Origin of the sequence: Sphingobacterium mizutaii (genome assembly GCF_900187125.1) — a bacterium.
In the GTDB taxonomy this organism is placed as follows: domain Bacteria; phylum Bacteroidota; class Bacteroidia; order Sphingobacteriales; family Sphingobacteriaceae; genus Sphingobacterium; species Sphingobacterium mizutaii.
Map to the genome: position 1 here is coordinate 1,844,089 of NZ_LT906468.1, position 21,586 is coordinate 1,865,674.

Here is a 21,586-nt window from a genome sequence, read left to right on the forward strand (position 1 = left end):
GGATTTTAAAAAAGGCTTTTCCATTATAGAAAAGCCTATGTCAATTTAATCAGACCCGATTGATCAGTGGGTCTGTAATACTCTCTTTTCCGGTTTCCACTCTTCCTGCAAATCTTTGGTAAAAGTCTCCTTTGCCTGCTACCGTCAGGGCAAAATCATACCAGCCTAAACTTGCAACCAAATTGATGCTTAGATTCTCCTCCGCGTTCGCTGGAATACTTTTTTCTAATAGGATACCTTTATTATAACTCAGGTCCCTAACATGGATCTTCACAGGGGAGGAAGTGGTGTTTTTTATCCTTAAACTAAGATTTCCTGTAGGTGTTTTAGTCATTCGCTTTAAATCATCCACTAGCTTGACCTGGATCCTCGGATCTTGCGTACTTCCTGCAAATTCTCTAAAGAAACCATTCGGACCGTGTAAATGCAAACAATATTTACCAGCGTCAAAAGCTTCAATATGCCACTCGTATTGGATTTCGTCCCCAGCCTTAACTGCAAATGACCAGTTCCTACAGCTTTCTTTGTTTCCTTTTTCTGTATAGTTAGCTGGTGCATAGACCGTGAATGGCGATCCAGCAGCTTGGTTGCCGAACAATTTATTGTCCGCCTTCATATTAATTCGGATCTTCTGATTGCCTACTAATTCCAAATCAGCACTTAATTGGTAAGGTAGAGCTGTAGCTATTCTTTTTCCCGGTTCTTGCTGGGACATCAGTTTTGAATAATTTCCCGTTTTCAGAGCTTCCTGGATATCCTGATCGCTGACCTCATGGAAATTCCCTGGATCTTCTTTGAATTTCGCATTGTAAATGCTTTCAATAAATGGATTCCGGTTGATGAAGCTGATGCTTTTCTCTTTTGGATTGAAAGGGGAAAACGCGGAGGTCAAATTTCCACAAATGGTTCTCCTCCAGTTGCCAATATTATCAAAGTGAATGTTCTTATTGAATTTTTTATTCACGAAATATTCCAGGAATTGTAGGGTTGAGGTATGGTCAAATACCTCGGAACATACTTTTCCACCTCGGCTCCATGGTGAAGCAATCAGCATGGGAACGCGAAATCCTAATCCGATAGCGCCCTCTCTGGCTTGCTTTTCAGGTACCCCTTGTTTTATTTCGTTGCTCAAACGAACGAATTCCTCTTCAGTCTCAATGCCATTAGACACTTTACCCGTTTCAGGTTTGTTATTGTCCGGAATGCTAAATGGTGGAATATGGTCATAGTAACCGTCGTTCTCATCATAGGTGACAATAAAGATGGTTTTCTTCCAAACTTCTGGGTTCTTGGTCAGGATGTCAAGGATTTCAGAAACATACCAAGCCCCATACCAAGGTGCACTGGGGTGATCAGAGAAATTCTGAGGTCCCGCTAACCATGATACCGTAGGTAATTTTCCTGCATTGACATCGGCTTGGAATTGGTGAAGTAAATTCCCCTTTGGAACAGCCAACTCTCTTTGGGTATCCCTGTCTTTATAGGTTAAGGTATCTAGGTTTCTATAGTCAGCATCCCCTTCATTGGTGATAAATGCGCGCTTGTATAGGCTTTTCTTCTTCGGACTAAGTTTATCAAAATTGCTTTTACTCCATTTCTCAAGTTCCGCTTTAGCATCATCCAAAGCCTTTTGCTTGTCGCGGATGCTGGCTTGTACTTTCTTAGCCCTTTCTTGGGAAGAAGGGCTCTCTTCTTGGAGTTTATTGATTTCCCCGGGAAGGGTATCTATTCGGTTTTGCAGGCTCTCGCGATATCGATCCTTGAATTTTACATTATAGACTTCAAAAAATTCTAGCAGGTTGCAGCCGAAATTACTTAACCAGGAGCGTTCTTCTCCCTTAAATCCTCCCACACTGCTTAATTCATTTTGATAAAAGCCCCATGAGATCCCATTATCCTCCAAGAGCTCAGGAAAGGTTTTCCAGGTCTCCTGACCGTATGAGTAGTCTTCATTTCGGATATTGGCCTTTGGCAATCCATCTTCGGTGCTCATAATCTTTCCAGTCCAGAAAAAGGAACGGTTGGGCGTAGTGCTGGTCATGGCCGAACAGAAATTCTGGTCACAGATGGTGAAGGCATCAGCCATCGCATAATTGAAGGAGAGGTCCTCGCGGTTATAATGCCCTAAGGTCAAAGGCATATCTGCATATTTCTTATTGCTGGAACGTTTTGAAGGCAGCCAATTATCATATTTCCCGAGATTGTAAGCATCAACCTGACTGGCCCTTGAATGCGGAAGGTCGCCGATCCAAGTACTTTTGCTCTCCTTGATATTCAATCGGAAAGGGGCATAGGTCTTGCCCGCAAGGTCGGTTTGGAACCATACCGGTTTCTTGTTTGGCAGTAATACTGCCCTCGGATCATTGAAGCCCCTAACACCTGATAAAGAACCAAAGGCATGGTCGAAGGAACGGTTTTCCTGCATCAATATGACGATATGTTCGGCATCTAGGAAGGTACTGCCAGGCTCAGGGTCGATGGCCATTGCTTTTTGAATGGCTGAGGGTATTACATTCACCATCCCTGTCGCTCCAGAAAGCATAATTACTTTCCTTAAAAATTCTCTACGGTTTTCCATGAGGTATTGGATTTGTTTAGGTATAACTAATTTACCCCATTATGGAAGAAAATCGCGAGGGAATTGGTTATGAAATTGTTAAGTGAATAGAATTGTTACGAAATTGTTTATTCCTTCATCTAGGAAATCTATACTTACAAAGTATGCTAATTTGGTCAGGATTTTCAAAAACTCGGTAATTCATTGGACAAAATATTATCATTTCATAGGAGGTTTGTTTTAGGTTTATTCGAGGCATATTTTGAATTTTCCGAATATGTCTCGAACGAGAGTAAAAGGAAAGTAAGAAGATATAGTCAATTTTGGACGATAAAAATGGTCAGAATTATTCCCACCATCTCTCCGCCAAGGAATTGAGCCGGAGGCTAAAGGGCTTCCTCCGGAAGGGTGGAGGTTTGTGTTTTTAGCGAACCCCCAGAGGGGGTGAAATCTTTGTAGAAAAATGTACCGTTTACCGGACAACCCCTGGAAGGGGTGAAATATTTTTCTGAAAATCCACGTTAAAGGGGTCAAATCAATAAAAAATAGTTCCCTCATCTTACGATTTCGATGACAACGATTCTTAAAAAAACAACAATAGATTCTTCGCTGCGCTCTGAAACCCTCTCTGGGACACTTCCAATTCTGAACGATTAGTGAAGAATCTGTACGTAAATGTCCAACAATTTCCTGTCATCGTGTAACGAAGGTACAGGAACTGTACGCTAATGCAATCGTAATTTATATACCTCCGAGATCCTTCGTTCTTACGATGACACGTTTGTTAAACCTTTGTTTCTAGGTATTTAGAGCTATATTTCCTTTCCAGAAGAATATTTTTTATCCGCCATACATCCCCAGCGGGGATGAATTATTTTAGCATGGATGGTAAACAATAAAGGGGTAATGCAAAAACGATGTTCGATTAATCGAACATCGTTTTTGCGCGACTTCCAAGCTAACGTGCCATGTCTGCTAAAATAATGGAACCCCAAAAGGGGTTGTATCTCTAAAATAAAAAAAACATTTTTTGCCTTCCACTTTCCTGTCATCACCTTCCAATAAATTTAGCCCAAATTTTTACTTCTCAGGGTGACCCCGAGAAAGGATGATTTTTGAGTTATACTGCCCTGGAAGGGCAGAAATATTTTAGCATGACATTGCCAAGCGGGAACGAAATGTTTTTCTGAAAATCCTACAAAAAAACATTTCGTTCCCACCGATCACGATGAAAAAATCCTTGAAAAAATAAAAAATAGATTCTTCGTTTTGATGTTAATCCTGAATAATCTTAATTGGCTTTAATTGAAGTTTTAAATTCACCCTCGGAAAGTTTAAGGGTAGATAAGGTTTGTAGACCTTGGCTACGAACTAAAACTCCCGAAAAAGAACCTTCAACTTCAGCATTATTGATCTTATCGATTTTAAGGTTAAAAGAATCCTCCGGAGCTACCGTATCATCGGTTGCGGTAGAATTAACCTGTACCCCTTCATTTGTGGTATTATGCGCCACCAAGAGATAAAATCCTGATCCGCCATCTAAATGATATTCCCCAGCAGTTACGCGAGTGGTCTCTGACATCACATTGATCATTAAAGACTCTTTTCCTTGGTCCATCGCAGTAATCATTAAATAATTGCCACCTTCTACCCAATTTGCACTCACATTTGAGAATATTTTTTCAACGCCATCAATCTTGACCTTTAAATAATTGTTGCCTAACTCCCCAGAAACAGATTCATCTTTACTGCAACTGAAATTTAACATGGTAAATAAAGCTAGTACGGCACCTAATAAGATTTTCTTTTTCATATAATATAGTGTGATTATGCTGGATATGAGCGAAAATCGTACCATTAAAAAGGGGAGGAGCACTTTAATATTTAGTAATAGTTGGTATTTACAAAATGGGATGAATACGTAAAGGATATCTTTTAACTTTCTCCCAGAATTAAGAAATAATATTTGATAATTATAATTAATTAAATTTATTTTTGACGCTGATTATTTAAAGAAATAAGAACCAAAAATCATGAAAAGACTATTAATAGCAGCTTTGTTATCCTTAAGCATCATAAGTTGTTCTGAGGAGCCTGAATTGCATATAGAGAATATTGAGGGGAAATGGGTATTAGACCATAGCAGTACTTCCTTATATATTGACTTAAAAAGCGACGCTTCCTTTGAAATGGGCGTAGAGGTGCCTAACCCTAGGGTTTTAAGAGGTATGTATAGCTATGGGGATTATCTTTTGACCCTGCGATCAACTAATATTGAAGCCATCTATGGTGTTACATTCGTTTCGGATGATGAAATCATATTAGATGAAGTTTCAAAAACTGAACTTCCGAACAAGCTTAATTTGATTCGGGAATAAGTTCCAAAGAAAGGTTGTATTGGGAATGATAATGTCCCAATAAAACCTTTTTATTCAAAATCGGTTGAACCGCTATTTTTTTAGTCTTTCCAATTCACTCATGGTAATCACTTCTTTAGAATAAAGTGCTGGTACCAGATAAACCTTATATTTTTTCTTTGAATTGAACAATTTTGCAATGGCAAAATAAGCATGGTCTACAGCACTGATCGGGTACTTATGAAGTTCTGTAACGATTAGTTTTTTCCCAATGATACTTTTGGACTTTTTAGAGACATTCAAATCATCAATGGCATCTGATGCCATTCCTGCTGATGTAATGGTGCTGGAAGCTCCCATGATCTTAATGCCCGATTGAACGGCGGAAAGATCCGTGCCACCCACTCCAATCATGGCTATACCATGACCTAATGTTCCTCCAATATCGCCGATTTGTTTGAGCCTACCCAGACCTAAGGTCTTCTTCTGTTCCTCTATGGTTGCAAATTCAAAAGAAGATGGAATATTGACAATCAAAGTATCTTGGATTTTTATCGTTGTGGAATCGTTAATGATGGCCATTTTGACTTTTTCAGAATCTTCTTGTGCAAATGCTAGGGAAGAAAAAAATAATAACAGGCTGCTGAATAATAGTTTTTTCATAATCGTATAATTTTTTAGTTTAATGAATTTAGAGAGGTAGGTTTTAGAAAATGATAAGTTTAGGTTAAGGGATTATGAAATTATTGTAATGTTGGGTTTGCAGTAGTCAAAACGTGTTTTTTATGCTCTTCTCTTTTTAGTTTTAATCTTTGGTTAAAATAATTGTAAAAATATCAGTTGTAAATTTTAATAAAATGAAAATGGCTCCCCAAACTTATTGAAGAGCCAATAACTTATCTTATTCAAGAATGGGTGGTATTTTTTTATAGAATAGCAATAATTAGATCTGTAGTTGTTAAAGAATTATTGATTGCTCTTTGTTGCCATGAACCTCGCACCGATAAGATATCATATTTGTTTCACCTTCATTTATTGTTCAATCCTTTTATTTTAATAATCCTATTTTATTAAGCCATAGCTCAATATCCTTATCAACTTGTTTTTCTTTGGTTCCTTCCATGACGAAGAGGATACCATCTCGTTCTTTAGCACCTTGAGTGGAGTATCCATCAAGGATTTTACTGTTTGGAGCTAACTTTTTGACCGTTTCAAAGCTGGTTCCAATGCCATATCCAGCATTGGTATTGAAGGGAATGATTGTTTTCCCTGTTAAATCGTAGATCGAAAGAAGGCTTTTTAGGGGAGGAGGGAGCTGCATACCCCATGTTGGAAATCCTACAAATATGATGTCGTATGATTCCATATTTTGGATCTTTGTTTTTAGTGGGGGTAAATAACCCGTTCTGTTTTCTTCTGCAACCTGATCGACCAGGCTTTGATAATGTTCTGGATAGGGTTTTTCAAGTTCAATTTCCACTAAATCACCGCCAGTTTTTCGCTGTATAATAGCAGCTAATGCTTTCGTGTTTTTTGTTCTTGACAGATAGACAATCAATATTTTTTTATCCTCTAAAGAGTCTGGATTTTCTGAGGGAGTTTCTTCCTTGATGTGGCTTGGCTCCACAGCCCTTGAACTGGAGCTTGAGAATAGGAAAATGCTCAGTATAAAACAATGTAACATGTTTGTTTTCATCTGTATTCCTTTGATTTAGACAAAGTTCTTAAAAGTTGGGTATTTTAATGGTATACAGATTACGGAGGTTACTACCAATATTACCTATTTAGCATGTCTAATCCTTGTTGCTGAATTATTGATGATAAGATCTTGTCACTTCAATCCATGAATTCAAATTATTTTCAGTTTTTTGTTTTAAGACAAGTTGTTACTGAATATTTTATTATTTTTAAATATCAATTACGAACTATTATGAATTTGCTCATGGATTTTTCTCAAGGATTAGTGCTTTGGCAAATGTTTGCCTTAATCGTGTTTTTATTAATCGTATTAGCTGTATTTAAATTTCTTTTTTCAAAGAAATAATTCAATTAGTACAGCTAATAACATTGATTTCTCAGTTAGCATTGGGGATAAAATAAACTTTTGCCTTGTATGGAATTGGCTGAGAGTGGGGTAGAAGGGAATTAAGTCCCTGTCCATAAATATATTGTCTAGGTTAAATATTATTGAAATTGATTATATTCGGATAGTGATGTTAAATTATTTCTCACTATGGAAAACAATCAAAGTAAGCTGCCGTATTTTAAAATAGCCGGACAGGCGTATTCAATTCTAGAAAAGAAAACAAAGTGGGTCGTAGGAGAATTAAGCAAGACACTATATACTGAAATCCAAATTCAGAGTCAGGATATAGCCTCAGATAAGAAGAAAGTTTTGCTTGATGATTATTCCAATGATGGGATAATATCTTTTAATTTTGAGGCCTCTGGAATCTATAAAAATGGTATTCCAACTGGTATATGTAATTATGAAGAGGATAAAAATCCTGAGGATTACACCTATTTCCGTAAGGAAGGACTTGATTATTCGCTTTATTTTTATGGAACCATCGAATATAAAGAAGGTTGGGTTCTAATTGAGGGAGATTTAAAAAACCGATATGGAGACCCTTCTCCTAGCTTTCCTCTAGAAGCGGCATTGGAGTTTGATCCAGCAAACTTAAACTGGGCTAACTATAAATTTAAGAGTTTAGAGGAGACCGAAGGTGCAGATCCTTATACCATACGGCTTTTGGAAATCACCAATCCGACTTTCAGCACATTGCCTGAAGCAATTTATACGTTCGAAAATTTGGAATACCTAATCATTCAAAGAGTTGGGAATTATTGGGATAAAGATAAATTGCCATTTGCCGATTTTGGTGATCGAATCGCCGAATTAAAAAACCTAAAGCAGATAACCGTTAATCAGGCAGTTATTAACACGCTTCCAAAATCTTTTGCAAATTTAATGCAATTGGACCGTCTGAGTATTGTTGATTGTGAGTTAAGCCATCTTCCTGATGAAATCTGGAAGATGCCCAGACTGGAATATGTCTTGTTAGGGAAGAATAAGATCGAACACATTCCTGACGACATTCAAATGCCTTGGTTAGAATATTTGGACATAGAAAATAACCTTCTCAAAACACTTCCTGAATCGCTATTACAACAGCCTAACCTGAGGACCATTAAGGCAAGTTTTAATCCTTTGGAAGAACTACCATTTGCATATAATTCTTTTAAAGGCCTGGACCTGACCATGGAGGAGAAAAAACGACTTCTTGATACGAGCTATCCCGGAGCCAATGGAGAAGGTACGGTCGAATGGGATGATGAGATGTATAAAGCGGAAAATAATAAAATATTGATTTCTGGAGTGGAGAAAATTATTAAGGACAATGATTTATCTGACTATAAGGAAGCGTTGTTATCCTTGATAAAACGAACTGTAGGCTTTAAATTGACCTCCGAAGAAGATTATGCTGAAGTGGGAAATCATAGGTTTGGTGGAAAACCAGATTTACCAGAAAGCCTTACCTATCCAACTTTCTTTTCTGATTATAGGGACCAAGAATTAAACTATGAATTTATAGCGCAAATCAATTGTGAAAAGATTGCTGCACTCCAGGATTATTTACCTCGTACCGGGACATTGTTTTTCTTTTTTAAGAGTTTTCAGTTTTTTGGTTCTGAGGACCAAGATATCGGAAAGGTAATCTATGTTGAAGATAATAAGGAGCTGGCTTCTGGAAAGAGGTTTGATTTTCAGGAGGAGGACTTCTTTGAACTGATGGATGGAGAATACCAAGCCAATAAGGCAGACGCATTCCTGACGGTTTCTGCTCCTTCTTTTTATGCGAGTTATGTCAATAACTACCTTTTTGAAGGGAAAGCAGAATCTCTAAAGGATCAATATGATTTTACCTATGACCTGTATGAGCCATTTGAAAAGCCAGTGCTAGACCTGCATGGGTTTGACCATGCCATGAATGCATATGCATTTACACAACATGAATCTCCCGAATTGCAAGCTGCATTGACTTGGAAAGGTGATCCCCAAGATTGGGTGATCTTGCTATTAGTAAGTTCCAAAGGGAATTTTCAATGGGGAGATGCGGGTGACCTGTTTTTTGTGATCCATAAAAGTGATCTGGCGAAAAGGGATTTTAGCAAGGTATTCGTGACGATGGAGAGTAGTTAGGGAAGTAGGGATGGCTTTGAGCGGAATTACCATGCATAGCCTAATCCTACACCTCCAATTAATGAGAGCCCAGAATCCTGTACATAACAAGGGTTTATTGTTGCTTGGAAAGCGAATCCTTTTTTCAATGGTCTAAATCTATACCCGATATCCAAGGAAGGAACTAAAATAACGCCCGATTTTTCGTATGCATTTTCATCGATGAGGGTCGTTGTAAGGTTTGCACCAAATAAAAAGGCTGATTTGTTTTTGCCTTTGACATAGTTTAACCCTAGTGGAATATTGAATTTAGAGTCCCAAAGTCCTAATAATGAACCGGTACCTATTCCAGCTTTAAATCCCATTCCTTCTCGTGAATCTTTCTGGAAGCGTCTATCAAAATTTATACTAGCCAGTAAGCCGGAACCAGCTGCTTCTGCATAAATAAATTTCTGTCCTTGGGAATAGGATGGTTTTGCTGAACAGGTAATCATGACCGTGATGATCAGGAGTAATAAGCTGTTAGGATTTTTCATAGTTCTGATTGATTAATTAGGTATTGTGTGCTCAAGATTTTTTAAATCATAAGTGGGAGCTTATATATCGGTAAATGTTTGAAATATAGCCTATGTTTTTGGCTATTATTATTGATTGATATTTAGTGTGTGGTCTAAAGGTAATTAATAGTTTTGAAAGATTTTGAGCTGGAATAAGCCTATCCGCTAACATATTTTCCAAAAGGTATCTTCCTGAGAACAACGGTAATGATAATCGAAACTATAATAGCACAAACGCTTGCTAATGGAATAACCCAGACTGTTCCTAATTGTTTTGAGATAAGGGGGTGGAAGTAGTTTAATGGAATGATATGGGCTAGATAAATCCCGAAACTATACTTATCAGTTATCAAAACCCAATTCGGGACCTTTAGATTTTGCATGCTTTCCTTCACCCACAGGAATAATCCGGCTGCTGCTAAAGCTGTTGTGATGAAGAGATAATTATAGAAAAAGGTATTCAGTTTGTTGGCATTTTGGTTGAGCAAATTGGTTCCAATGCCGGCGATAGCGACCATCAATAGGTAGATTAAAGCCCAAGTTACCTGCCGATTATTGAATTTGAAAGTTTTGATGCTCAGGTAATATCCTAATACCAGATAACCAATATATCCGGAAAAGAAGGTCAGGTCGAACTTAGGCATGTAGGAGTAAAGGGGTTTGCTCATGAAGCAAGAGGATAAGAGCCAGAGTAACAGAAACCATTCAATTTCACGAATGCTGCAATGTATCAGTATTTTTCTTAGAAATGGAATTGCCAAATAAGCGCCGATGATCATGTACAGGTACCATAGATGTGCATTGGCTCCGTGCAAAATCTTGTCTACGATGATAGACCATATCTTTTCATTGGACAATTGATCAAACTTGGTGTATCGATAGAAATAATAAATCAAATAGATGATCGTCCAAAACAGGAATGGATAGATGATTTTAGGAAGTCGTTTTTTGTAAAAGGTCCAGGTATCTTCATCTTTCGGGATCAATAATGTTCCAGAAATTATGACGAAGATTGGAACTGAACAACGTGTGGCCGCATTGATCCAATTGGCATAATTCCAATCGAAAGCATGGGTGTCTATGCGATAAAGGAACCCTGTTGAAGCATGTATCAAGACCACAAATACTGTCGCGATAACGCGTAAATAAATGAGGTATGGATTTTTTTCGGCCATAGGGTAAAAGTATGGATATTTGGAGAAAAATTTAGTGGAGGATACTAAATAGGGAAATATCTTTCTTTTCCAAAAGATACCATCACTCTAGTAAGTTATTTTGTAGACCAATGATAATTTGTTGACATCAGGGTATATGCTGCTGAGTCCAATAATATTTTGATTGATGGAAACAAGGGTTGGACGATCAAGTTTATCATAAGCTATTTCATAATTGCTTGCTTTTTCCCAATCAGGTTCAAACAACGTTCCTTGATACTTAAAGACATAAATGATATTCTGGATGGGTTGCTTAGAAGGTATAATATCTGAAAAATCGATGGGGTTGAATCCCAATTTATCATATAATTTTTTTAAGAAATGGGGCTTATCTCCAGGTTTGAAGAAAAAATGAGCTTCAATATTAGCGTAAGTGCCAGCAGAAGGATTGCCTGTTAAAATATCACTGCTCCCTGAATATATAGCGTGAGAGAGGTTTTCACTTTCATAAAAGTATCTCATTGTTTTTTCGGCGGATAGGGTGGTCTTAATGGAGCCCCCTGAATAGCCCATATTGATGGTTCTCCAGATTAACTTGCTAGGGTTGTGTTGGTTGTTCTGATATTCAAACTTTGCAATAATAGGCTTGTTTTCAGCAATGTTTATCCCACTGATATTTTCATCTGAATGGTAATAATTTAAACGAATTTCTGCTAACCTTCCCTCAGTATCCCATCTATATCCATATTCACTGATTAATTTATTATCGGCGTCGAACAAAGATCTCTTTTCAACCTTTCCTTGGGTGTTATAAGAGAATTTATCTAAACCAAACTCAATTAACCTGTTCTGTTCGTCATACTTCAAATCTATAGTGTTACTGAAGCCACTGGAAGCCTGAAGTTTTACTATTTCTAGCTTTGAGATCTTGTCAGATGTAGTTTCTTGATTGATGGGGTCTTTTTTGCAGGAACTTAAGATTAATAAAATAGAGGTTAAGCAAATAATAGTATGTGTGAATTTTAGCCTGTTCATAACGGTAGCAGTCTTGGATTTAAAGACAAACTAATTTATTAATAAATAAGGAATATCTTGAGAAATTATTTCATTAGCATTTACTAATTTACCTCTGAGCTTTTTTTATTAGGTTAATTTTTCATTTGGTTTTATTGCTTACTACCTGGTGCTTTCTAAAGGCCAAAACCTTTTTTAATTAAGTCTTGAAAAAATCGTATTTTAATATTGTCCTTGAGCACTTAAACTGTTGCCATTTAAATTCCATTTACTACATTTTACTAGCTGTTAAACTATGATTTATTTTTTCAATTTGCTGTTAACCATTATCTTCTTAACCATTTCGCTATTTCACCTGTATTGGGCATTTGGAGGAACGGTAGGTAAAACGGAAAGCGTACCGGTAACTGAAAAAGGCGCCTTGCTATTTCAGCCTGGTTTTATGTCCTGCATAGTCGTTGGAATTGGTTTTTTGCTGATGATTTTTCTTCTGTATTTACCAAGTTTGGATTTAGTTCCTGAAAGATTTTCGAGATGGATTCTGTGGCTAATAATGGGAGTATTCTTATTACGTGTAATAGGTGATTTTCATTACGTCGGCCTATTTAAGAAAGTGAAAAACACCACATTCTCAAGAAATGATAATAGATATTTTGTGCCATTGTGCTTCTTGATCGCGTTATTGATACTGGTGATAAATCTTGCTGCTTAAAGAAATAGGAGCTGCTCCAAGTGATAAATTTGTTTATCATTATGAATTCTATTTAGCCGTGGTATCAAATAGAATATTTAATAAATAACCTAATTATTGAAATTATTATTCCTCTCGTCGTATAATGAATAAAAAAAAACGACTATGGTTATTTCATACTACATTTATTATAAGATTAAATTCCTGGAATTTTTACCTAACATTATTCTTGACAGAATTGTAATTCCTTTGCAGGTAAGATATTATAGAAGAGAAAAATATCGACTGCTTATTTGGCTTTTTGGAAATTTCATTCAATTGGTCTATACAGTTCTTACTGAATTACTTGTTATAACCTATGGAAAGCCGAAGAGTTATTTCCCTAAAATAAAACACAATTCCATTACATCCCTTCAGGGCTTTTATAAACTGCCATTTAAAATCAAATACCGGCATTTAAAACTGGAATTGAACATTCTATTCTATGGTCTATTAATCTACTTCTGGGGAAATTAAAAGTTGATTAACATGAATAATTCAATATTTCGAATGGTCAATTACTTGATAAAAAAATCAATACAATTGATCTATGCCTTGCCTTGGTTAATATTTGTTTTGCCCCTTTGTGTAATTAATGATCTATTCACTAACAAGAAAAATACTCATGATTGATTTATTATATTTTCATGGTTTGGGATCCAATAAGGATTCTAGGAAATTTAAACTGATTAAAAATGCCTTTGATTGTACTCACAGTTGTTTTTGTGTAGAATGGGGGACTGATACTGATATTAGTGAACTATTAACTGGTTTATGGACACATTACAAGGACAAAAATGAACTTGTCCTTATAGGTGATTCCACAGGAGGAAATTATGCCTACCAATTACGAGAAAAGTTAAAAGCCTCTGGAATGAAAATTAAATTAGTCCTTCTTAATCCCTTGTTGGACTTTTCTAGCAGGATTGCCAATTTTCCTTTTCCGGAGAAACTAGAAAAAAGTTTGGAAAAAATAAAGGAAATAGATCATTGTTTTCTTCTTCAGAGTAATCGAGATGAAGTTATTGATCATTCCTGCATAAATAGAGGTTTTGAGGTGGAGCAATTAATCATTGATGATACCCATTGGCTATTGACTTTTGAGAAATGTGTTGATTCCATTAAGGAGTATATTGTAAAAAATTAAATCTTTATAAATATAGCTGAGGTTTTAGCAGGAATACAATCAATTATTTATAGGTTAACTCTTTTTGGAGGACCTGAAAATTACTATTTACAAGGTTACATGAAGAGGAAGGGCAAAAGCCTGAGTTCAAAGAAATATATAATTTGGAAGAATTAGATTCTGTATGTGGGCTTAATGCACGCGATTTAATGTTAAAAGTTCAGGCAGAACAATAATTTTGGGAAATAAAGCATCCTTCTAATCCCTGCGGTCCACAAAAAAAAGCCCATCTTTCGATGAGCTTTAATTTTTTGTGGAGAAGGAGGGATTCATTTGCTTATTGAAGTTCTAGCTCAACATATACTGGGTAATGGTCTGAAATGATATGTGTTTTTTCATTTTTAAGAACAATACTCTTCGTAAGCATTTTCTTCGCAGGTTCATTCGCCCAAAGAAAATCGATTCGCTTTCCTATTCCCGCGTTAGACTGCTTGATCTTCGCTTCACCACTTTTGTAGGTCGGAACTGAGCTTTCAAAATTCTTATTCAATACCTTGTAAGAATCATAAAATCCGGCATCTTCCAATTTTTTTAAGACGGTATAATCAATCGCTCCATTGTTCAGGTTCCGAACTTGTTCGCGCTTGATTTCCTGTTCTTTCATTGATGCTAGCACGGCTTCGTCATAGTTCTTGCTATCAGATTCAGATAAGGAGTTGAAGTCGCCCATGATCAGGATAGGTTCTTTTGGATTGAGCTCTTTGGTCTGTGCAATGATGTTCTCCACCTCTTCCTGTCGCTTTTTATAGCTAAATGGTGAGAAATGGATAACGAAGATGTGTATACCTTCTATCTTTGCATATATATAGCTGTGCCACATATTCTCGGTTACTTTTTTGAAGTTTACCATTGGCTTTTTCGAAGTTAGTGCCGTCGGAAACCCATCTTCTTTTGATTGTAGCGCATAGGGGTGGTTATAACGTTTGGCTAAGTCTTCCAATGTTTTCTGCTTCCAACCATTCATTTCTTGGGTAGCAACTATATCCGGGTCTAGCTCTTTTACGAGTTCGACGTAGCGATCAATATTGGCCGTAGAATCTTTTTGTAATCCGTATAGCACGTTATAAGATAAGATTTTAATCTTTTTTTGTGCTACTGCTTGTGTGGATACACAAGCAATAGCAATAATCGAAAAGTATTTAATAATGTTTTTCATTTTTCTGAAGTTTATGTTCCTGAAGATGCCCATCCTGGATTTTGTTTCAACTGTGGATTTAATTCAAGCTCTTGAGTCGGGATAGGGTATAGGTAATCCCTTGTTTCATTCCATTTCTTAATGATATCAGGAAGATTAACGATACGTCCACCCTTATTGCCGTTCTCAAGGACTAACTCTCCAAGTTTTTGATATTGGACACCTGGTTTTCTCGTTGGTGCAGTGCCCTCATAAATCACTAAATCGATCGTTCCATTCTTATCTAAATCATATTCCCCGGCACCAGGAAAGTATTGTCCATAAAATTTCTTGGATAAGCGAGCGCCTTCTTTCCAACGCATTAAATCATTATAACGCTGTCCCTCCTTTACAAGTTCAATTCTTCTTTCACGGCGAACCTCTAGGATTGCACCCGTGAAGCTGCTTTTCGTAACATTAGGATATTCAGATAAGAGATAAGGGTCTGGATTAGCATTGGCAGCTTGAAGGTTTAAATTCGGCATGCCAACCCGATCACGTAATAATTTTACGCTTTTATCGATATCAGCTTGGGTCAATGTTCCTAGCTCTGCTTTTGCTTCAGCAAAATTTAAAAGCACTTCTGCATAACGAAAGATTGGCATATCATTGGTTGATTGTCCGGCATCAAATGCAGGTGCCAATACATATTTACTGTACTGATATCCCGTTACTGAAGTCGCGAAGTCGGGAACAGTAGTACTATTGCTTCCGATTCTTTTGTAACCCGGCGTTCGAATGGTCTGCGCTAAACGGGGATCTCTGTTCTGCATTTCATCGTAGAACTGCATAGTTTGGTAATTTGCTTGATCGGTGAAGCGTGTGCCGTCCTTCATCAAGTAGCTGTTTACTAATGACTTTTGCATGCCTGGTCTTCCATAGGATGCAGAAAGAATATAGAAGTTGGCAGAATGTACAAATGGTACGGATGCATCATATTGCCTTGCTAAGATCATCTCACTAGGAATTGCATCTTCCGCAATAAAAAGCTCATGGTAGGCTTTATCAGTGCTACTTTTGTGGATGCTGTAAGGTCCTGTATTCATGAGTTCCTCCGCTGCTGCTGCTCCTGCTGTTAATACTGCTTCCCAGTCACCTAAGCCATGATATTTGCGGAATGTACCTTCAAAAAGGCACATCCTTGATTTAAAAGCTAGCGCCGTCCATTTAGTTATCAATGTTGTACTCTTTTCAGTTTGGCAGTTAGCGATTGCAAAGTCGATATCTTCCAACATTTTTTCGAAGATTAACTTTCTGGAATCTCTCGCTTTAAATAGTCCATCATCATCGAGTTCAAGTACACTGTCATACCAAGGCACATCGCCAAAGCGAACGACTTTTCCATAGTAAAAGTATGCACGGAAGAATCGTGCGACACCCTCATATTTCAAACGTGCAGCTTCGTCGGTACATTTATGGGAATTTTCTAAGAAAAAGTTGATCTGACGGAGCTCTGTCCAATCCCATCCTGCACCACTCGATGGAGTTTCTCGTGTCCCTTGTATCTCAGCGGCTAGCGTATTGCGTGCTTCATCATCTGCTTGCGTTGGATTATTATAGTGAATTGATAGCGCATCTGGAAGTTCCGCATAAAAAGCATTGGTATAATTTTGCAACTCCGCAGCAGTTAAGAAATAGTTCTCGGGTGCTAATTCGGAAAGTGGATAGCGTTCTAAGTAATCATCATTACATGCTGTCAGCAATCCCATTATCGTTATAAGAGGTAATATTTTTCTGGTTTTCATACTGGTCAAAATCTATTAATAGTTAAAAGGATAATTGAGCACCGAAAGACACAACTTTACCCATTGGATAGCTTCTGCCTGTATTATCGGTCATCACTTGCTCAGGATCTATATAATCAGTTTTCAATTTCGTCCATGTAACCAAGTTTTCACCACTCATGAACAGTCTGAATTTATTTATGTGAATCCTATTCGTTAAGCTCGTTGGAAATGTATAACCAACCGTTAAGTTTCTAATCTTCAAGTAGGATAGATCTTGTAGATACATATCGTTATTTACCGACAGTTCGGAATTCTGTGCCGTATATCCACGTAAGAATGGGAAGTAAGCATTTGGGTTCTCCGGCGACCAAATTTTATCTGGGAAGTCGCTAGGGATGAATGAATCATACGGTCTTGCGTATACCGACCAGAAGGCTTGTGCTTCCAAGTTTGGATACCAATGTCTTCTTCCGATTCCTTGGAAAAATACAGAAGCGTCGATCCCATTCCAGTTCGCACTAAGAGTTAATCCGTATGAATAGCGCGGTTGGCTATTACCGATTATCTCACGATCACCTGGATCTGAAAGGGTGCTTTTTCCAGCGTTGATAATTCCATCACCATTCAGATCTTTGATCTTGATGTCTCCTGCTTGTAACCTGCGCAAATCCTCTGTAGGTGCCTGTACTCTTCGTCTATTGATCTGATCTTGGTTGACAATTTGAGCGTAGGCTTGTGCCTCTTCAGTTGTTTTGAAGAATCCGTCGTAACGATAGCCCCATATCTCGCCTAATTGCTGACCTACATAATAAGTGTTCAACAAACCGGCAGGGTTACTGAATTTGGTAATTTCGGATGTGTAATCAGATAGAATTGCCCTCACAGAGTAATTGAAAGGCTTGCTGGCTAAGTTTAATTGATCTCGCCATGTAAGCGATAGGTCAAAACCTTTAGTTCTTAAATCCGCCGCATTTACCTTTGGTTCGCCGGCACCGAATACATCCGGAAGGGTTTCTCCTATACTTAACATGCCAATCGTGTTACGAACGTAATAGTCCGATTCAACATTTAAACGGTTGTTTAAGAGAGAGAAATCCAAACCTATATTGCTGGTGCTGATTTTTTCCCAAGTTAGTGATGGCGCAACTGGTGCAGGATTGTAGGTTACATTCAGTTTCTGACCATCTACTAAATAGTTGATTTGGCCAGTTCCCATGGAAGCAATATATGCGTAGGTATCTACTTCCTGATTTCCTAATGAGCCGTATGAATAGCGTACTTTTAAATTATTGATTGTATTCTTGATCGGTTGGAAGAATGCTTCTTCACTAACCCTCCATCCAGCAGAAAAAGACGGGAAGAATCCAAAGCGACTTGATTTAGGGAATCGTGACGTACCATCGTATCGACCACTTGTTTCAAATAAATATTTGCCTTTATAATCATAGTTTAATCTATAAAATCCTCCACGAACTGCCCATTCATCTGCACCACCATTAAACTGCTTTTCACCAATAACAAGATCTAAATCATTTAAAGTCTCAGATAATAAGTCTTGTCCAACTCCTCCGATGCGTTTATACTTTCGGTCTTCCTGGTTGAAACCTGCCATTGCAACGATGTTATGATCGCCGAAACTTTTTTGATAGTTCGCAAAGACGTTGATGAAATGCCATGAATATTTGCTCATCGCTTCCGTCAATCTATCTTGGTTTAAGGCTCCTAACGAGGACAATTCCATTACGCCAGGGTATTTCGAATAATACTGTTTGGTTTGACGATAACTGTTTTCCCCCCTGTATTCGCGATAGGAATAATTACCTGTCAATGTCAGGCCTTTTCCAAGATTTATGATAGCTTCGGTTTTGTTGGTAAATTCAGTGCCATTATTATAGCCTTTCATCGTGCCGCTTTCTAAAGCATTGTGAAGTCCATATCCGATCGGATAACTATTGATTCCTGAATAGCCTGTCAAAGTTCCATCAGGGTTTCTCGGGACATACATCGCGTGATAGTGATAGGTAGGACTGTTGCTTACGTTGTTAGAGACTTGATTGAAATTTGTTGAAAGTCCAGCCCAATCGTATGAGGATTTAAAGAAATGGGTACCATTGCTCACAGTTAACCAAGGTCTAATTTCTGTCGATATGTTCGCGCGTAAGTTATAGCGTTTGAATTTATCGGGTTGGATATTAAAGATACCTTGTTCATTAGATAATGCACCTGATAAGGCATAACTCGTCTTTCCAGACATACCACTTAGTGTTATGTTATGGTCAGATTTAGGACGATTGTTGTCGTAAAGGTAATTGAACCAATCAAAATTTGCGTAATAGCGATAGATGTCATTTCCACTTGCATCTTTCTTAACGACAACCCATGGTCTTGATGGATCTTCTGTTTTATCATTTACACGGGCCAACAGCTCTTCATAATCTTCGTCGGTATATCGGGTCGTACGATATCCTAAGGCGTTGTACATCGCATCGTCGTTAATCTTGGCATTCCAATATCCCGATGTGATAAAATCCGTATTGGTAGCATGTGTAGTAAATCCGAAGTTTGCGGAATAATCTATAGATGCTTGGCCGTCAACTTTCCCTTTTTTCGTAGTTACAAGGATTACACCAAACGCGCCTCTTGCACCATATACAGCCGCCGCCGATGCGTCCTTAAGAACCGTCACAGATTCTACATCATTCACATTTACACGGTCTAAGGTCCCTAGTATACCATCAATGAGGATTAATGGACCACCACCATTGATGGAAGTATTTCCTCTGACATTAACAGAGCCGCTGGTTCCGGGTTGTCCGGACCCGAAAACAATATTTAGGTTCGGAACATTTCCTTGTAGTGCTTGCGTCAGTTGGGTAACAGGACGATCTTCAAATTCCTCACCGGAAATCTGGCTTACGGCTCCCGTTAGGTTGACCTTTTTCTGTTCGCCGTAGCCTACCACGACAACCTCGTCAACTTCAGTCAATGCTGGTAGAAGAACAACTTGAACAGTACTGCGATTTGAAACATCTATTTCTTGCTTTTCGAAGCCGATATTACTGATGACAAGGACCGCATTTGCTTTCGAAACGGTAATTTCAAAGTTACCTTGTTCATCACTCATAGTACTTGCCGTACCGCCTTTCTCCGTTACGGATACATTTGAAAGAGGTTCGCCGTCCGCGCTCTTAATCGTTCCGCGTATCTGGGTTTGAAGTACCGAAGATGTTTCTTTCGGAAGTGTATTTACCGCTTGTGAAGCAGCGGGCTTCCTACGTAAAATCACATTCTTGTCAACGATGTTATAATCGATCGCATAATCCTTTAATAAACTTTCCAGCGCTTTGTCAAAGGGCTTTTTATTAAAATCTACACTGACAAATAAATTACTTGGGAAAAAAGAACTGTCGTAGAAAATGTTATAGCCACTTTGCTTTTGAATATCCTTTAGAACATTAGTCATACTAACGTTCTTCTTTTTTAATGTGACCGTTTGTCCGAAGGTGAAAGCGCTAGCTTGAAACACAGAGGCAAACATAAGGGTAATAGCTAGTTTCATCGATAGATAATTAGGTTTTCGATGTACAATGTCTCCAATGCTGGAGATAATTTTGATTTTTTTATACATTTGTAAGTCGGTTGATTAGTTAATATTTAGCGTACTATCAGTCGAACTATTTATCAATTACTCAGGAGCGGTCCTAACGCTCCTGCTTTTTCGATAAATGTGAAGAGTAAGTTTAGTTCATTACGATTATCCTCCTTTCTTCAATCTTAAATTTCACACTTCCTGTTAGCTCAATGGCTTTTAAAACTTTTTCTATATGCTCATATTTTGAGATTGTCCCCGAAAATCTAATCTTCGAAATATTACCCCGGTACTCAACTTCAACATCATACCAGCGTTCTAAATCCTTCATCACAGTACTCAACGAAGCATTTTCGAATGCGAAATTCCCATTCTTCCATGCGATCATATAAAATGGATCAACGTCCTTTATATCAAAAGATTCATCCTTGGAATGATACCTACTTTGTTGATTGGGGTTTAGCAATCTGCCTTTGCTGTTTGGATAGCTTAATTCAACCTTTCCTTCTACCAATGTCGTTTCAATTCGGTCACTATATGAGTTAATATTAAACGACGTGCCGAGTACCTTAAGCGTCTGTTCTCTGGTTTTTACAATGAAGGGAATTGTCTTATTATTTTTAACCATCTGCTTCACCTCAAAGTACGCTTCCCCATCAAGTTCAACCTCTCTTTTTTCTCTATCGAATTGGAGTGGGTATCGAATCGTTGACGAGGCGTTCACAGATATCTTACTGCCATCGGGAAGCTGAAGGTTATATTCACCACCCCTTGGGGTAACGATTGTGTTGTATAGACCCGCTGAAGCAAGTTTTGAATCCTTCAAGGTATAAGTAAGTTCACCTTTTGCGTTTTTGATGATTGTATAGCCTGCGAGTTGTAAAGTCGTATCAGCAGGTAAATTAGCAAGATCAACGATTTGCCCATCTTCCAATACCAACTTGGCTTTTGCACCACCCGGAAGGATGATATTCTTTTCTTGTTTTGCTAAGGCAATTTCTTCAGTCGAATTCGAAATGATGGATGTATTGAAATAAAAGAATAGCAGAATAGTCGCTGCTACAGAAGCAGCTGTGATATAAAACCAATTTCTTAATCTATAAGGTTGCTTTTTTTGAAGGTAAATTTTCCGAGATATGCTATTGTAAAGATTCTCGGAATCTATTTCTCTAGAAGGGTCTCTAATCTCAAGGAAAAATTCCTCGGTGGCTTGATCAAAAATAGACTCAAACTCTTCCGTATGGAATGCCTCCTTCAGACGCTGTATCTCATCTGTAGTTAATTGATTATCCTTATATTTTTGGATTAAGTGTTTTAGTTCTTCTTTTTTCAATTGGTCTTTCTTTTCCACTATAAAG

15 protein-coding genes are annotated in these 21,586 nt (G+C 37.7%); 4 read left to right on the forward strand and 11 right to left on the reverse strand.

The features are described 5' to 3' along the window. Positions 1–49: 49 nt before the first annotated feature. Positions 50–2,578: a phosphocholine-specific phospholipase C gene (locus tag CKW03_RS07865; RefSeq protein ID WP_093095596.1), complete on the reverse strand. Its 2,529-nt coding sequence runs from the start codon at positions 2,576–2,578 to the stop codon at positions 50–52. A 1,270-nt stretch (positions 2,579–3,848) separates the two neighbouring features. Next, positions 3,849–4,370, reverse strand: coding sequence for a hypothetical protein (locus CKW03_RS07875; protein WP_093095599.1), 522 nt, complete (start codon positions 4,368–4,370; stop codon positions 3,849–3,851). A gap of 220 nt (positions 4,371–4,590) precedes the next feature. Here CKW03_RS07875 and CKW03_RS07880 point away from each other — a divergent pair, with 220 nt between their 5' ends. Next, positions 4,591–4,935 carry a hypothetical protein gene (locus CKW03_RS07880; RefSeq protein ID WP_093095601.1) on the forward strand — a complete coding sequence of 115 codons (345 nt, stop codon included), beginning with the start codon at positions 4,591–4,593 and terminating at the stop codon, positions 4,933–4,935. Positions 4,936–5,007: 72 nt separating this feature from the next. Here CKW03_RS07880 and CKW03_RS07885 read toward each other — a convergent pair whose 3' ends face one another. After that, on the reverse strand, positions 5,008–5,577 hold the full coding sequence (locus CKW03_RS07885; protein WP_093095602.1) for a hypothetical protein: 570 nt from the start codon (positions 5,575–5,577) through the stop codon (positions 5,008–5,010). Between the two features lie 385 nt (positions 5,578–5,962). Beyond that, on the reverse strand, positions 5,963–6,610 hold the full coding sequence (locus tag CKW03_RS07890; protein WP_093095604.1) for a flavodoxin: 648 nt from the start codon (positions 6,608–6,610) through the stop codon (positions 5,963–5,965). Between the two features lie 537 nt (positions 6,611–7,147). Between CKW03_RS07890 and CKW03_RS07900 the strand changes: the two genes are divergently transcribed. Next, complete coding sequence (locus CKW03_RS07900; protein WP_093095607.1) at positions 7,148–9,118, forward strand: DUF1963 domain-containing protein; 1,971 nt, start codon at positions 7,148–7,150, stop codon at positions 9,116–9,118. 26 nt (positions 9,119–9,144) lie between these two features. Here CKW03_RS07900 and CKW03_RS07905 read toward each other — a convergent pair whose 3' ends face one another. From CKW03_RS07905 to CKW03_RS07915, 3 genes are all read right to left on the reverse strand, one after another. Beyond that, positions 9,145–9,633 carry a hypothetical protein gene (locus tag CKW03_RS07905; protein WP_093095609.1) on the reverse strand — a complete coding sequence of 163 codons (489 nt, stop codon included), beginning with the start codon at positions 9,631–9,633 and terminating at the stop codon, positions 9,145–9,147. 179 nt (positions 9,634–9,812) lie between these two features. After that, entirely contained in the window at positions 9,813–10,829 is a 1,017-nt protein-coding gene (locus tag CKW03_RS07910) for an acyltransferase (RefSeq protein ID WP_093095610.1), read from the reverse strand. Between the two features lie 87 nt (positions 10,830–10,916). Next, on the reverse strand, positions 10,917–11,843 hold the full coding sequence (locus tag CKW03_RS07915) for a hypothetical protein (RefSeq protein WP_093095612.1): 927 nt from the start codon (positions 11,841–11,843) through the stop codon (positions 10,917–10,919). A 274-nt stretch (positions 11,844–12,117) separates the two neighbouring features. On the opposite strand from CKW03_RS07915, the gene CKW03_RS07920 reads away from it, so the two are divergent. Together CKW03_RS07920 and CKW03_RS07930 are read left to right on the forward strand one after the other, a co-directional pair. Continuing rightward, positions 12,118–12,534: a DUF3995 domain-containing protein gene (locus tag CKW03_RS07920; RefSeq protein ID WP_093095614.1), complete on the forward strand. Its 417-nt coding sequence runs from the start codon at positions 12,118–12,120 to the stop codon at positions 12,532–12,534. Positions 12,535–13,177: 643 nt separating this feature from the next. Then, on the forward strand, positions 13,178–13,699 hold the full coding sequence (locus CKW03_RS07930) for an alpha/beta hydrolase family protein (protein WP_157739433.1): 522 nt from the start codon (positions 13,178–13,180) through the stop codon (positions 13,697–13,699). A gap of 316 nt (positions 13,700–14,015) precedes the next feature. On the opposite strand, the gene CKW03_RS07935 is transcribed toward CKW03_RS07930, so the two are convergent. The 4 genes from CKW03_RS07935 to CKW03_RS07950 form a co-directional block, all read right to left on the reverse strand. Then, a complete protein-coding gene (locus tag CKW03_RS07935) occupies positions 14,016–14,894 on the reverse strand; it encodes an endonuclease/exonuclease/phosphatase family protein (RefSeq protein ID WP_157739435.1) in 879 nt (292 codons plus the stop codon). Between the two features lie 11 nt (positions 14,895–14,905). Further along, positions 14,906–16,657 (reverse strand): RagB/SusD family nutrient uptake outer membrane protein, encoded by a 1,752-nt coding sequence (locus CKW03_RS07940; RefSeq protein ID WP_093095620.1) that lies wholly within the window; start codon positions 16,655–16,657, stop codon positions 14,906–14,908. Positions 16,658–16,679: 22 nt separating this feature from the next. Next, on the reverse strand, positions 16,680–20,267 hold the full coding sequence (locus CKW03_RS07945; RefSeq protein ID WP_093095622.1) for a TonB-dependent receptor: 3,588 nt from the start codon (positions 20,265–20,267) through the stop codon (positions 16,680–16,682). A gap of 112 nt (positions 20,268–20,379) precedes the next feature. Next, positions 20,380–21,561, reverse strand: a complete 1,182-nt coding sequence (locus CKW03_RS07950; RefSeq protein ID WP_139185415.1) for a FecR family protein — start codon at positions 21,559–21,561, stop codon at positions 20,380–20,382. Positions 21,562–21,586 lie beyond the last annotated feature (25 nt).